The organism is Enterobacter sp. BRE11 (genome assembly GCF_031844285.1).
Classification (GTDB): Bacteria; Pseudomonadota; Gammaproteobacteria; order Enterobacterales; family Enterobacteriaceae; genus Pantoea.
In genome coordinates this window covers 310,427-323,183 of sequence record NZ_JAUZUX010000001.1, presented here as the reverse complement: position 1 = coordinate 323,183, position 12,757 = coordinate 310,427, and the positions used below count along the sequence as shown (strand labels likewise).

The window sequence follows — 12,757 nt, the reverse complement described above, 5'->3', positions numbered from 1 at the left end:
AAAATGAATAAAGCACTCACCTTATTGGGCCTCATCAGCCTGTCGCTGTTACCGTCGCTGGCGATGGCTGCGCCTGCCGTAGCGGATAAAGCCGACAACGCCTTTATGATGATTTGCACCGCGCTGGTGCTGTTTATGACAATTCCAGGGATTGCGCTGTTTTACGGCGGTCTGATTCGCGGCAAAAACGTGCTCTCGATGCTGACGCAGGTGGCGGTGACGTTTGCACTGGTCTGCGTGCTGTGGATTGTGTACGGCTATTCGCTGGCCTTCAGCGAAGGCAACGCCTTCTTCGGTAGCTTCCAGTGGGCGATGCTGAAAAACATCGAGCTGAAAGCGGTTATGGGCAGCTTCTATCAGTACATCCACGTAGCGTTTCAGGCGTCGTTTGCCTGCATCACCGTGGGGCTGATCGTTGGCGCTATCGCCGAGCGTATTCGCTTCTCCGCGGTGCTGATTTTTGTCGGTGTGTGGGTGACGCTGGCCTATCTGCCGATTGCGCATATGGTCTGGGCGGGCGGTTTTCTGGCACAGGATGGCGCGCTGGACTTCGCTGGCGGCACCGTGGTGCATATCAACGCCGCCATCGCGGGCCTGGTGGGCGCCTATCTGGTAGGCAAACGCGCCGGCTTCGGCAAAGAGGCGTTCAAGCCGCATAACCTGCCGATGGTCTTCACCGGCACGGCGATCCTCTATGTAGGCTGGTTTGGCTTTAACGCCGGCTCCGCCTCTGCCGCCAACGAAATTGCTGCACTGGCCTTCCTGAACACCGTGGTAGCGACCGCAGGCGCGGTGTTGTCATGGACCTTCGGCGAGTGGGCGGTACGCGGTAAACCGTCGCTGCTGGGTGCCTGTTCGGGCTTTATCGCGGGCCTGGTGGCTATCACGCCAGCCTGTGGCTATGTCGGCGTCGGCGGCGCGCTGATTATCGGCCTGGTGGGCGGTCTGGCCGGGCTTTGGGGCGTGACCTCGCTGAAGAAAATGCTGCGCGTGGATGACCCGTGCGACGTCTTCGGCGTGCACGGCGTGTGCGGCATCGTCGGCTGTATCCTGACCGGCGTGTTCGCCTCTTCTTCGCTGGGCGGCGTCGGCTATGCGGAAGGCGTCACCATGGGGCATCAGGTATGGGTGCAGCTGTTCAGCGTCGGCGTAACGATCGTCTGGTCTGCGGTGGTCGCCTTTATCGGCTTTAAGCTGGCGGATATGATTGTTGGGCTGCGCGTGCCGGAAGAGCAGGAGCGTGAAGGTCTGGATGTTAACAGCCACGGCGAGAACGCTTACAACCAGTAAGCCGTCGGGCGAAGAAAAGCAGTGCGCTAAGAAAAAGAAAAACGAAAAGGGGCGACAATTCGCCCCTTATTTTTTGCCTTTGCGCAGCCTGGTAGCTTATTCGCTGCGCTGACGCATCACCCCTTCCTGCACGGTCGACGCGACCAGCACGCCCTGCTGGTTATAGAACTCGCCGCGTACAAAACCGCGCGCCCCGGAGGCCGAGGTGCTCACCACGCTGTAGAGCAGCCAGTCGCTGAAGTTGAACGGGCGATGAAACCACATGGAATGGTCGATGGTAGCGACCTGCATATCGGCCTCAAGAAATCCTTTGCCGTGCGGCTGCAGCGCGACCGGCAGGAAGTTGAGATCGGAGGCGTAGCCCAGCAGGTACTGGTGAATGCGAAGGTCGGCAGGCAGCCCGCCGTTAGCGCGGATCCAGACCTGTCGTACCGGCTCGTCGACGCGGCCTTTCAGCGGATTGTGGATTTGAACCGGGCGTATCTCCAGCGGCCGCTCGGCAATAAACTTCTCCCGCACCTTTTCCGGCAGCAGATGCGCCATCTTTTGCGCCAGATCCTGCTCCGACGCCAGCGTCTCCGGGCCGGGCACTTCAGGCATCGCGTTCTGGTGCTCGAAGCCGCTCTCAGGCGCCTGGAAAGAGGCGGTCATATAGAAAATAGGCTGCCCGTTCTGCACCGCGCTGACGCGGCGCGCGCTAAAGCTTTTGCCGTCGCGCAGGGTTTCCACGTCGTAAATAATGCCTTTCTTGCTGTCGCCCGGCCGTAAAAAGTAGCTGTGGAAAGAGTGGATAATACGCTCCTCCGGCACGGTTTGCTTCGCCGCGTAGAGCGCCTGGCCCACCACCTGACCGCCAAACACCTGACGCAGTCCTAAATCTTCGCTCTGGCCGCGAAAGAGACCCTCTTCCAGCTTTTCCAGATTTAACAAATTCAGCAGATTTTGCAGCGCCTGGCTCATAGTGCAATCCTCACAAAGTTAACCCGCTCAGTGTGAAAGATCCGACCAGTTGCCGTCAATCAAAGAGTGCAGCGGACGCCACGCAAGGGCAGAGAGGAAATATCTGGATTTTATGCCAGGATTAACCACATAAGGCGAATGAAACCCCAGGCGATGAATTCGCAGCCGATAATCATAGTGATCAGATGGAGACGACATCAATGAAACTCTGGCAAATGGTAAGTGGTATTACCCTGATTGCAGCTGCTGCAGGCTGCGCCGATCACAGCAAGCCGGTGCCGGTTCCGACGCTGGGCGCCAGCGCGGCAGGGCAACAGGCGGCGATTGCGCAGCCTAACGTGAGCGGGTCGGTCTATATTCGTCAGCGGATTGCATTGCCGCCTGACGCAGTGCTGACGGTCACGCTCTCCGACGCCACCGTAGCGAACGCGCCGTCGAAAGTGCTGTCGCAGCGCGCCGTACACACGCAGGGCAAGCAGGCACCGTTCCAGTTTGTGCTGCCGTTTAACCCAGCGGATATCCAGCCCAACGCGCGTATTCTGCTGAGCGCGGCGATTACCATCGACGGCAAGCTGGCCTTTATCACCGATTCGGTGAAACCGGTCATTAACCAGGGCGGTACCAAAGCGGAACTGCTGCTGGTGCCGGTACCGCAAACCGCGCTGCCTACGCAGCCCGGCGCGGTCAGCACTGTGCCGTCGACCTCGCCGACGCAGGTGACGCCATCTTCCGCCGTACCGGCACCAACACGTCTGTAATCCTCCAGGAGCGGGGCGGCTTCGCCCCGCGGTCAGGGCTGCCAGCGATAAACGTCCAGCGCAACGCGCCCATCGTCGCTTATTTCAATACCTTCTGCCGCCAGCGCATCGCGTTGCCTTAACAGATCGTCGCCCTGTAGCGAAAGGGTTCCGTGACGGTTAATGACGCGATGCCACGGCAGCCGGCTGCCGGCAGGTAAACGACGCAGCACGCCACCCACCTGACGTGCCGCACGCGGCGAACCCGCCAGCCGGGCAATATCGCCATAGGTGGCAACGTTACCTGGCGGAATAGCGGCAACGATGTGCCATACGCGCTGCTGAAAACTCTCTTGCGGATCCATAACGACCTTGCGCAGAAGCAAAAATGCTACTCTAACACGGCGACGCGGCCCCCTGGCGAGACGTATTGTTCAAGAAAACAACGGTCATTCGGACGGCGCTTGCAATTACCGGGGGCTTCCCTGATAATGCCCCCGCCTTCGAAAGAGGGCTTGTCAATGGAGGCTCTGTTGGTCCTCCCGCAATGCTAACTTGTGAACTCGGTCAGGTCCGGAAGGAAGCAGCCGCAGCAGGCGACGCGTGTGCCGGGATGTGGCTGGCAGGGCCTCCACCATTTTCACCCCTCGGAAAATCCTCAGACATCTCTCATAACCGCCACTCCATGGCCAGTTAAAGATTTATTCAGAATTAAGCGGGTGTTATGCAGTAAAGAGGAAGGAAAAACAGTGTGTTAGCGCACGAACTTCCATACTGAGCCAGGAACTTTATCGTAAAGTTTGTTCATTGTCAGTTCAGCCAGACGGTGATCGGCAGCAGAGTAAAATACCGCCAGTTCGTCATCGGATAATTCATACTTATTCTTTTCAATGACGCGTTCGAGCGTATCGATCGAGCGGCAGCGTCTCAGTCGCATCAAATAATCAGTTTTCGTCAGATTTTTATCGTTCATAAATAAACCGGTCTCGTGTTTACCTAAATTGAGTGACTGGGTTGCTGAAGAAAAGCGCACTCTTCGCTAAAAAGATTAAATAAGCGTCGGGCGGAACGCTGCCACCGATTCAGATCTTGTGCATTGATACCGTAATTAGTAAATAGCATAAAGGTATCGTCAAGATAGTCGTCGATTTGCGTTATCAGATCTTCATCTTCAGCATGCTTTATTTTGTAATTCATCGTGAAAGAAGCAATGTGCTCAATCAAATCATTAAGCTGTAAATTGTTCTCAGAAGTAGGGTCGTTAACCCAGCCGTGATGGCTGTCGGTCAGCGTCGCCATGCTTTCATCAAACAGGCTCTCACACAGGAATTTAAGCTGGGCAATATCATGCCGTTTCGGTGAGTACTCGTCCATCTTTTTCCCCTCCATAGCTTGCACGGATACCGCAACGCGGCGAGTTAAGGTTAAGCGGCCAGGAAGTGATTACGAATAGCGGTCAGAGCTTGGGATACATTAAATATAAAACACAATCATTAGATTTGCTCACCTCAATTACTAAATATTACAATTCGTCAGCGGGTGAGGGTTGCTGGCTCTCAATGAGCTCAAACTCAAGTCTGCCGGGAAGAACCTGAAACTGAAACTGCTCTTCGCGCGTAAAAACTTCATTTAAATCCAGACAAGGACTAAATATATGTCCATCAAATTGATAAAGCATTTTAAAACGATTGCTGGCTAACTTTTCTACAGACTTTATTTTAAAACTCTCCGGAACTAACTGCGCATGAGGCGAATACCATTGCAAATCTCCTGCCAAAGGCTGCGCTATTTTGGGAATATTCCGTTGGATAAACGCCGTTAATTCTGGGACAGACGGGTTATCCGGGCTGATATTGCTTTCAAGCTGCAGTGACATTTTCATTTCCTGCTCGATGAGATTGTTAAACCGATCATTAGACTTGTGCAACTACTTTGCAACTCCTCTCTTAACGACAAAACCTATTGTTATTATTCGTAAAGCTTTTTTCCTTACTGAATCAAATAAATGGCATCGTCTTTCAGGAAGGCGTGCCGGGTAACGGATACCTTTTGAAACATATTGCCTGCACGCTCTGCGCTAAAATTGAGATAGATTGTTGTTATGTTATAACATTATGAGTAAATCATGGATCAGAGTGGAATGCTTCTTTCACTAGGCGGAAGAGTCGCTGTGGCCTTGTCTGTCATCGTCCTGCTGGCGCTGGCGATCGTGTGGGGAGTCGCATCATGATGCGCTTTACCCAGCTGCAGGCGGGCTATCAGAACAGGGCGGTAACCCCGATTATTAATGCCGAGTTAACGTCCGGCAGCATGACGGCGCTAGTCGGCGCCAATGGCAGCGGCAAATCGACGCTGCTGAAAACCATCGCCGGGCTGATCAAACCGGTAGCCGGAAAGTGCGAGCTGCAACTTCCCCGGAAGGCTATCGGCTGGATGCCGCAGCGCAGCGAGCTGGAGACGCGCTTTCCGTTGACCGTTTTTGAACTGGTGTCGATCGGCTGCTGGCCGCGCTGCGGCTGGTTTGGCGGCATCAGCCGCAGCATGCGCCGGGAGATCGAGCAAGCGCTGGATGCGGTGCAGATGAGCAATTTTGCCAGCGCACAGCCCGCCACGCTGTCGGGCGGCCAGCTGCAGCGCGTGCTGTTCGCCCGACTGCTGCTGCAGCGCAGCCCGCTGTGGCTGCTGGATGAGCCTTTTAACGGCATCGACAGCAAAACCGTGACGCTGCTGATGTCGATCCTGCAGCAGCAGCGGCAGGCGGGCACCACGCTGCTGGTGGTGCTGCACGACCGCCCGTTGGTGGAGCGCTATTTCAGCCAGCTGCTGTCGCTGGACGACGCGGCGCTACAACCGGCCAGCGACGCGTCGGTCGCACTGCGGAGCCTGGCCTCATGACGCTGATTCAGCCTTTCATCGAATTCGGCTTTATGCGTCGCGCGCTCATCGCCTGCGTGGCGCTGGCGGTGAGCGCCACGCCGCTTGGCGTCTTCCTGTCGCTGCGCCGCATGAGCCTGATTGGCGACGCGCTGTCGCACGCGGTTTTGCCGGGCGCGGCCATTGGCTATCTGATATCGGGCCTGTCGCTGGTGGCGATGGGCGTCGGCGGGCTTATCGCCGGGCTGGCGGTGGCGCTGCTCTCCGGCGCGGTAAGCCGCTACACGCCGCTGAAAGAGGACGCCAGCTTCGCCGGTTTTTACTTAGGCTCGCTGGCGCTTGGCGTCACGCTGGTATCGCTGCGCGGATCGAGCGTCGATCTGCTGCATGTGCTGTTCGGTTCGCTGCTGGCGGTGGATAAGCCTGCGCTGCTGCTGGTCGGCGCCATCGCCGCCTTTACCCTGCTGATGCTGGCGACGATCTACCGGCCGCTGGTGATTGACGCCTTCGATCCCGACTTTCTGCGTGCGCAGGGCAACTGGAGCGCGCCGCTGGTGCACGGCCTGTTTCTGCTGCTGGTGGTGCTGAATCTGGTGGCGGGCTTTCAGGTGCTCGGCACGCTGATGTCAGTGGGGCTGATGATGCTGCCCGCCGCCAGCGCCCGATTCTGGAGCCGCCATCTGGCATGGATGCTGGTCACTGCGATGGGGCTGGCGATCGCCGCGGCCGTTATCGGGCTGATGCTCTCCTGGCGCTTCTCGCTCCCGGCGGGCCCGGCGGTGGTGCTCAGCGCCGCGCTGCTCTTTTTTCTTTCTATTCTGGCAGGTCCATGCGGCGGCCTTCTGCGCCGCCATTAAACAGGGGTATTTATGAAGAAGTTATCGTTAAGCCTGGCGGTCGGCGCGCTGCTGATCAGCCCGCTCTCTATGGCGAAAACCGTGAATGTCGTCGCCAGTTTTACCGTACTGGCGGATATCGTAAAACAGGTAGGCGGCGAGCACGTGAAGGTAAAATCGCTGGTCGGACCCAATGGCGATCCCCATACCTTCGAGCCGACGCCGCAGGATAGCCAGGCGCTGGCCCGCGCGGATCTGGTCTTCGTCAGCGGCCTTGGGCTGGAGGGCTGGATGGATCGTCTGGTGAGCGCCTCAGGTTATAAAGGTGACGCCGTGGTGGCCTCGCGCGGGGTAGTGACGCGCAGCATGGAAGAGGAGGGGAAAACCGTGACCGATCCCCACGCGTGGAATAGCATGCACAACGGTGTCATCTACGCCACCAACGTGATGAACGCGCTGATTAAAGCGGATCCGCAAGACGCCGAGGCGATTCGCCGCAGCGGCGAAACCTATATTCAGCAGCTACAGACGCTGGACAGCTGGGCGAAAACCGCTTTTGCGGCAATACCGGCGGCGAAGCGCAAGGTGCTGACCAGCCATGACGCGTTCGGTTATTTCGGGCAGCGCTACGGCGTGACCTTCCTGGCGCCGGTCGGCTTCTCTACCGAGGCGGAAGCGAGCGCCAGCGATGTTGGCGGGCTGATCAAACAGCTTAAGGCCGAGCATATCCATAGCTACTTTATTGAGAACCAGACCGACCCGCGCCTGGTGAAGCAGATCGCCAGCGCAACCGGCGCGCAGCCGGGCGGCGAGCTCTATCCTGAGGCGCTCTCTGAGCCTTCCGGCCCTGCGCCCACCTATGTTGCGGCATTTCGCCACAACGTTGAGGCGATGATCCACAGCATGAAATAAAAAAAAGGCCGGGGAGGTTCCCCGGCCAGCTCTCACGACACTGACTATCGTTTTTTCTTTCTTACCTGTACCGCTTTAAAGCGCGGATTCGATTTGCAAATCACAAAGACGCGTCCATGACGGCGCACGATTTTGCAATCTTTGTGGCGTTTTTTTGCCGACGCCAGCGAGCTCAATACCTGCATCTTTAGCGTCCCTGTTTATTAAGGAAGCGGCCGAAGCGCTGATTAAAGCGCGCGGCGCTGCCCTCTTTGGTGAAATCTTTTTGCTTGCCGGTGTAGTAGACGTGGGAGGCAGAAGAGACATCCAGCGTCACGTAGGGCAGGGTTTCACCTTCGAATTCGATGGTGCGCTCGGTTTTAATGGTGGAGCCAATTTTGAAATACTTATCGACGGTGGTGTCGTGGAACACGACTGGACGATAAGCAGGATGAATATTCGGTTTCATAACGCCTCACAAATGTTATGTTATAAAGTAACATTATTATGGCGCGCGCTGGCGAACAATGCAACCCGTGTCGCCAGGGGGCGAAGATTTTGCGTGAGTTTTTGCTGGAGAGGTTGCGGATGAGTGAGGTGGGACAAACAGGCAGGGAAAAGGCTTCTGCCTCATGGCGCCAGGGCCAGCGTAGCCGCACAGGCGCGCCAGCAATAAAAAAGGCCGCTTGCGCGGCCTTTTATCATTCAGCAAAGATTAGTGCTGCTGGCTCTGTTCGGTTGGATGACCTTTTTCCAGCTCCGCTTTGTTCTTGCCGAAGCGGCGGCGCACCACCACGAAGAAGACTGGAACAAAGAAGATAGCCAGCGCGGTCGCCGTCACCATCCCGCCCATCACGCCGGTACCGACGGCGTTCTGCGCGCCGGAGCCTGCGCCGGTGCTGATCGCCAGCGGCAGCACGCCGAGAATAAAGGCGAGCGAGGTCATCAGAATCGGGCGCAGACGCATGCGGCAGGCATCCAACGTCGCCTCAACCAGGCCTTTGCCCTCTTTCTCCATCAAATCCTTGGCGAATTCAACGATCAGAATGGCGTTCTTCGCCGATAGCCCGACGGTGGTCAACAGTCCCACCACAAAGTAGACGTCGTTGCTGAGTCCACGCAGCGTGGTGAAGATCAGCGCGCCGATAACACCGAGCGGCACCACCAGCATCACCGAGAAGGGAATCGACCAGCTCTCATAGAGCGCCGCCAGGCAGAGGAAGACCACAATCAGCGAGATCGCATAGAGCGCAGGCGCCTGGTTGCCGGAGAGGCGTTCCTGGTAGGACATGCCGGTCCAGTCATAGCCGATGCCCGCAGGCAGTTTCGACGCCAGCTCTTCCATCAGGTTCATGGCGTCACCGGAGCTCTTGCCTGGCGCAGCCTGGCCCAGAATCTCCATCGACGGCAGACCGTTATAGCGCTCCAGACGCGGTGAACCATACTGCCACTTCGCCGACGAGAAGGCGGAGAAGGGCACCATGTTGCCGCTGCTGTTGCGCACGTACCATTTGCTGATGTCGTCAGGCAGCATACGATCTTTGGCTTCACCCATTACGTAGACCTTCTTCACGCGGCCGCGATCGATAAAGTCATTGACGTAAGAGCCGCCCCAGGCGGAGCCAAGCGTGGTGTTGATATCGGACAGCGATACCCCCAGCGCCTGCGCTTTTTCCTGATCGATAGTCAGCTTGTACTGCGGCGTATCTTCCAGGCCGTTGGGGCGCACGCCCACCAGCGTATCAGAGTGCTGCGCCACCATACCCAACAGCTGGTTACGCGCTTCGGTCAGTTTTTCATGGCCGAGGTTATTCTGGTCAATCAGCTCAAAGTCGAAGCCGGTGGCGTTACCCAGTTCGATAATCGCCGGCAGGTTGAACGGGAACACCATCGCATCTTTAATCTGGCCCAGCGCGCCCATGGCGCGGCCGGCGATAGCCGGCACCTTCAGATCGCTGCTGCTGCGTTCATCCCAGGGTTTCAGACTGACGAAGGCGATACCGGTGTTCTGACCACGGCCGGAGAAGCCGAAGCCGTTAACGGTAAACACCGACTTCACGCTATCCTTCTCTTTATTCAGGAAGTAGTCCGTGATCTGATCCATGACCTTTTGTGTACGCTCTTGCGTTGCGCCCGCAGGCAGCTGCGCCTGAGCGAGCAGCAGGCCCTGATCCTCTTCCGGCAGGAACGAGGAGGGGAGACGCAGGAACAGATAGGCCATGCCCACCACAATCACCAGATAGATCACCAGGTAGCGACCGGTGCTGCGCACGATATGGCCGACGCTGTCGACGTAGTGGTTGGTGCTCTTGTCGAACAGGCGGTTAAACCAGCCGAAGAAACCGGTAGTTTTGCCGTGATCGCCTTTCTTGATCGGCTTCAGCATCGTGGCGCAGAGCGCCGGCGTCAGGATCAACGCGACCAGCACCGACAGCGCCATCGCAGAAACGATGGTAATGGAGAACTGACGGTAGATAACGCCGGTTGAACCACCGAAGAAGGCCATCGGGATAAAGACCGCCGCGAGCACCAGCGCAATACCAACCAGCGCGCCCTGAATCTGCTCCATTGAGACCTTGGTCGCCTCTTTTGGCGGCAGGCCCTCTTCGGCCATCACGCGCTCAACGTTTTCCACTACGACGATGGCGTCATCCACCAGCAGGCCGATGGCGAGCACCATACCGAACATCGTCAGCGTGTTTATCGAGTAGCCGAAGGCGCTGATAATCGCGAAGGTGCCGAGCAGCACCACTGGGACGGCGATAGTCGGGATCAGCGTGGCGCGGAAGTTCTGCAGGAAGAGATACATCACCAGGAACACCAGCACGATCGCTTCAAACAGGGTTTTCACCACTTCGAAGATGGAGATCTTAACGAACGGCGTGGTGTCATAGGGATAAACCACTTTCAGGCCAGCCGGGAAGGTCGACTGCAGTTTGCCCAGCTCCGCCTTCACCGCATTGGCGGTATCCAGCGCGTTTGCGCCGGTCGCCAGCTTGATACCGATACCGGAAGCGGGTTTGCCGTTATAGCGCGCGATAACCTCGTAGTTCTCGCCGCCCAGCTCGATTTTCGCGACGTCGCGCAGGCGAACCTGCGAGCCGTCGGTATTCACCTTCAGCAGGATCTTGCCGAATTCGTCAGTCGAGGTGAGACGCGTCTGGGCGATAATTGAGGCGTTAAGCTGCTGGTTCGGCGCGGCAGGCGCGCCGCCGAGCTGACCCGCCGCCACCTGGGCGTTCTGGGTATTGATGGCGCTGATGACGTCGACCGGCGTCAGCTGGTAGTTATTCAGCTTGGCCGGGTCCATCCAGATACGCATCGCATACTGTGCGCCGAAGATCTGGGTATCGCCCACGCCTGACGTACGGCTGATAGGGTCCTTGATATTCGAGGCGACGAAGTCGGAGATATCGTTCTGGGTCATTGAGCCGTCATCGCTGACGAAACCCGCCACCATCAGGAAGCTGCTGGAGGATTTCTGCACCTGAATACCCTGCTGCTGCACTTCCTGCGGCAGCAGCGGCATCGCCAGCTGCAGTTTGTTCTGCACCTGGACCTGCGCGATATCGGGATCGGTGCCGGATTCAAAGCTCAGGGTCAGCTGCAGGTTACCGGAAGAGTCACTGTTTGATGAGAAGTACATCAGCCCATCAATACCGTTCATATTCTGTTCGATAACCTGCGTCACGGAGTCCTGCAGCGTTTTCGCATCGGCGCCCGGATAGGCGGCACGAATCTGCACGGCCGGCGGAGCAACGTTTGGATATTGCTCGATCGGCAGCTTAAGAATCGATAGCGCACCCGCCAGCATCACGATGATGGCGATTACCCACGCAAAGATGGGGCGATCGATAAAGAACTTAGCCATGTATCAACGGCTCCTGTTAAGACGAAGTTTTTTCAGACTGGGTCTGAGATTGCGCACTGGCGTCAGATTTCTGCTCGGCAGAGACTTCCTGCGGCGTCACCTGAGCGCCTGGCTTCGCGCGCTGCGTGCCGACGCTGATCACGCGTTCACCCTCTTTCAGACCAGAGGTCACCAGCCATTTGTCGCCAATCGCCTGCGCGGCGTTGACGCTGCGCACTTCAACCTTGTTGTCCGCGCCAACCACCATGACGGTCGCCTGGCCGGTAGGCGTACGGGCGACGGCCTGCTGCGGAACCAGCAGCGCATTCGGGTTGGTGCCTTCCTCCAGACGCGCGCGGACGAACATGCCCGGCAGCAAACGATGATCTGGATTCGGCACGATAGCGCGCAGGGTGATAGAGCCAGTGGTTTCGTCAACCGTGACGTCGGAGAACTCCAGCGTGCCTTTCTGCGGCGATTCGCTGCCGTCCTGCATCAGCAGGGTAACGGTCGCTTTGCCGTCGACCTGTTTCAGCTGGCCAGATTCCAGCTCCGCGCGCAGGCGCATAAATTCGTCGCTAGACTGGGTGACGTCGACATACATCGGGTCGAGCTGCTGCACAGTGGCCAGCGCGGTGGTCTGCGCACTCTGCACCAGCGCCCCTTCGGTCACGGACGATTTGCCGATACGGCCGCTGATAGGCGAGGTCACCTTGGTGTAGGCCAGATTAATGCGGGCGGTTTCGACATTTGCTTTCGCAACCTGCACCGCGGCGGCGTTCTGCGCGGCGGTCGCGACGGCGTTATCGTAATCCTGCTGGCTGATATATTTGGTGCCGAGCAGCGGCTTGTAACGGTTGACCGTCAGCTGTGCGATACGCGCGTTGGCTTCCGCCTGCGCCAGATCGCCTTTGGCGCTGTCGTAGCTCGCCTGATAGGTGGCAGGATCGATCTGATAAAGCGATTCGCCCGCTTTAATATCGCTGCCTTCCACAAAATTACGCTTCAGAATGATACCGGAAACCTGAGGACGCACTTCAGCCACGCGATAGGCGGAAGTTCGGCCCGGCAGCTCTGTGGTAATCTTCAGGGGTTCGCTTTTCAGGGTAACAACTCCCACTTCCGGCGGGTGCTGCTGGGCGGCTTGCTGGGATTTATTATCATCACATCCTGTTAACACAAAGCTGCCTGAAAGCATCAGGACGGCCGCCAGAGGCGCTAATCCTCTGTTTTTATTCATAAATAAACCTCTAGTGTCCGATATCAATTGATCAATGGATCACAAACCGATAAACCCATTGCTGCGCTAAAACCCGGGT

14 protein-coding genes and 1 other RNA gene are annotated in these 12,757 nt (G+C 57.6%); 6 read left to right on the top strand and 9 right to left on the bottom strand.

What is annotated here, in order from left to right:
- The first annotated feature begins 3 nt into the window (after positions 1-3).
- Positions 4-1,290 carry an ammonium transporter AmtB gene (gene amtB, locus Q9R34_RS01585; RefSeq protein WP_033752689.1) on the top strand — a complete coding sequence of 429 codons (1,287 nt, stop codon included), beginning with the start codon at positions 4-6 and terminating at the stop codon, positions 1,288-1,290.
- A gap of 96 nt (positions 1,291-1,386) precedes the next feature.
- Here the strand turns inward: amtB and tesB are convergent, their stop codons facing one another.
- Entirely contained in the window at positions 1,387-2,250 is an 864-nt protein-coding gene (gene tesB, locus Q9R34_RS01580; RefSeq protein WP_033788820.1) for an acyl-CoA thioesterase II, read from the bottom strand.
- A gap of 200 nt (positions 2,251-2,450) precedes the next feature.
- Here tesB and Q9R34_RS01575 point away from each other — a divergent pair, with 200 nt between their 5' ends.
- A complete protein-coding gene (locus tag Q9R34_RS01575) occupies positions 2,451-3,008 on the top strand; it encodes a YbaY family lipoprotein (RefSeq protein WP_434123993.1) in 558 nt (185 codons plus the stop codon).
- Between the two features lie 32 nt (positions 3,009-3,040).
- On the opposite strand, the gene Q9R34_RS01570 is transcribed toward Q9R34_RS01575, so the two are convergent.
- Positions 3,041-3,352 (bottom strand): MGMT family protein, encoded by a 312-nt coding sequence (locus Q9R34_RS01570; protein WP_434123992.1) that lies wholly within the window; start codon positions 3,350-3,352, stop codon positions 3,041-3,043.
- Between the two features lie 166 nt (positions 3,353-3,518).
- On the opposite strand from Q9R34_RS01570, the gene ffs reads away from it, so the two are divergent.
- Positions 3,519-3,615: signal recognition particle sRNA small type (gene ffs, locus Q9R34_RS01565), an RNA gene on the top strand.
- A 126-nt stretch (positions 3,616-3,741) separates the two neighbouring features.
- Here the strand turns inward: ffs and Q9R34_RS01560 are convergent.
- The 3 genes from Q9R34_RS01560 to Q9R34_RS01550 all read right to left on the bottom strand — a co-directional run bounded on the left by Q9R34_RS01560 (position 3,742) and on the right by Q9R34_RS01550 (position 4,863).
- Complete coding sequence (locus Q9R34_RS01560) at positions 3,742-3,960, bottom strand: HHA domain-containing protein (RefSeq protein ID WP_033752683.1); 219 nt, start codon at positions 3,958-3,960, stop codon at positions 3,742-3,744.
- Between the two features lie 23 nt (positions 3,961-3,983).
- Positions 3,984-4,361: an Hha toxicity modulator TomB gene (tomB, locus tag Q9R34_RS01555; RefSeq protein ID WP_033752682.1), complete on the bottom strand. Its 378-nt coding sequence runs from the start codon at positions 4,359-4,361 to the stop codon at positions 3,984-3,986.
- A 148-nt stretch (positions 4,362-4,509) separates the two neighbouring features.
- Positions 4,510-4,863, bottom strand: coding sequence for a hypothetical protein (locus tag Q9R34_RS01550; protein ID WP_485892134.1), 354 nt, complete (start codon positions 4,861-4,863; stop codon positions 4,510-4,512).
- 350 nt (positions 4,864-5,213) lie between these two features.
- Between Q9R34_RS01550 and Q9R34_RS01545 the strand changes: the two genes are divergently transcribed.
- From Q9R34_RS01545 to Q9R34_RS01535, 3 genes are read left to right on the top strand one after another with little or no spacing between them, the layout of a single operon-like run.
- Entirely contained in the window at positions 5,214-5,882 is a 669-nt protein-coding gene (locus tag Q9R34_RS01545; protein WP_485892133.1) for a metal ABC transporter ATP-binding protein, read from the top strand.
- Positions 5,879-6,718, top strand: a complete 840-nt coding sequence (locus tag Q9R34_RS01540) for a metal ABC transporter permease (RefSeq protein WP_485892131.1) — start codon at positions 5,879-5,881, stop codon at positions 6,716-6,718. The genes Q9R34_RS01545 and Q9R34_RS01540 overlap by 4 nt, the downstream gene beginning before the upstream one ends.
- 12 nt (positions 6,719-6,730) lie before the next feature.
- Entirely contained in the window at positions 6,731-7,609 is an 879-nt protein-coding gene (locus Q9R34_RS01535; protein WP_485892129.1) for a metal ABC transporter substrate-binding protein, read from the top strand.
- Positions 7,610-7,653: 44 nt separating this feature from the next.
- Here Q9R34_RS01535 and ykgO read toward each other — a convergent pair whose 3' ends face one another.
- The 4 genes from ykgO to Q9R34_RS01515 all read right to left on the bottom strand — a co-directional run bounded on the left by ykgO (position 7,654) and on the right by Q9R34_RS01515 (position 12,678).
- Positions 7,654-7,794 (bottom strand): type B 50S ribosomal protein L36, encoded by a 141-nt coding sequence (gene ykgO / locus Q9R34_RS01530; RefSeq protein WP_485892127.1) that lies wholly within the window; start codon positions 7,792-7,794, stop codon positions 7,654-7,656.
- A 2-nt stretch (positions 7,795-7,796) separates the two neighbouring features.
- Positions 7,797-8,057, bottom strand: coding sequence for a type B 50S ribosomal protein L31 (locus Q9R34_RS01525; RefSeq protein ID WP_434123983.1), 261 nt, complete (start codon positions 8,055-8,057; stop codon positions 7,797-7,799).
- A gap of 246 nt (positions 8,058-8,303) precedes the next feature.
- Positions 8,304-11,459 (bottom strand): efflux RND transporter permease subunit, encoded by a 3,156-nt coding sequence (locus Q9R34_RS01520; protein WP_485892125.1) that lies wholly within the window; start codon positions 11,457-11,459, stop codon positions 8,304-8,306.
- Between the two features lie 16 nt (positions 11,460-11,475).
- A complete protein-coding gene (locus Q9R34_RS01515; protein WP_434123980.1) occupies positions 11,476-12,678 on the bottom strand; it encodes an efflux RND transporter periplasmic adaptor subunit in 1,203 nt (400 codons plus the stop codon).
- Positions 12,679-12,757 lie beyond the last annotated feature (79 nt).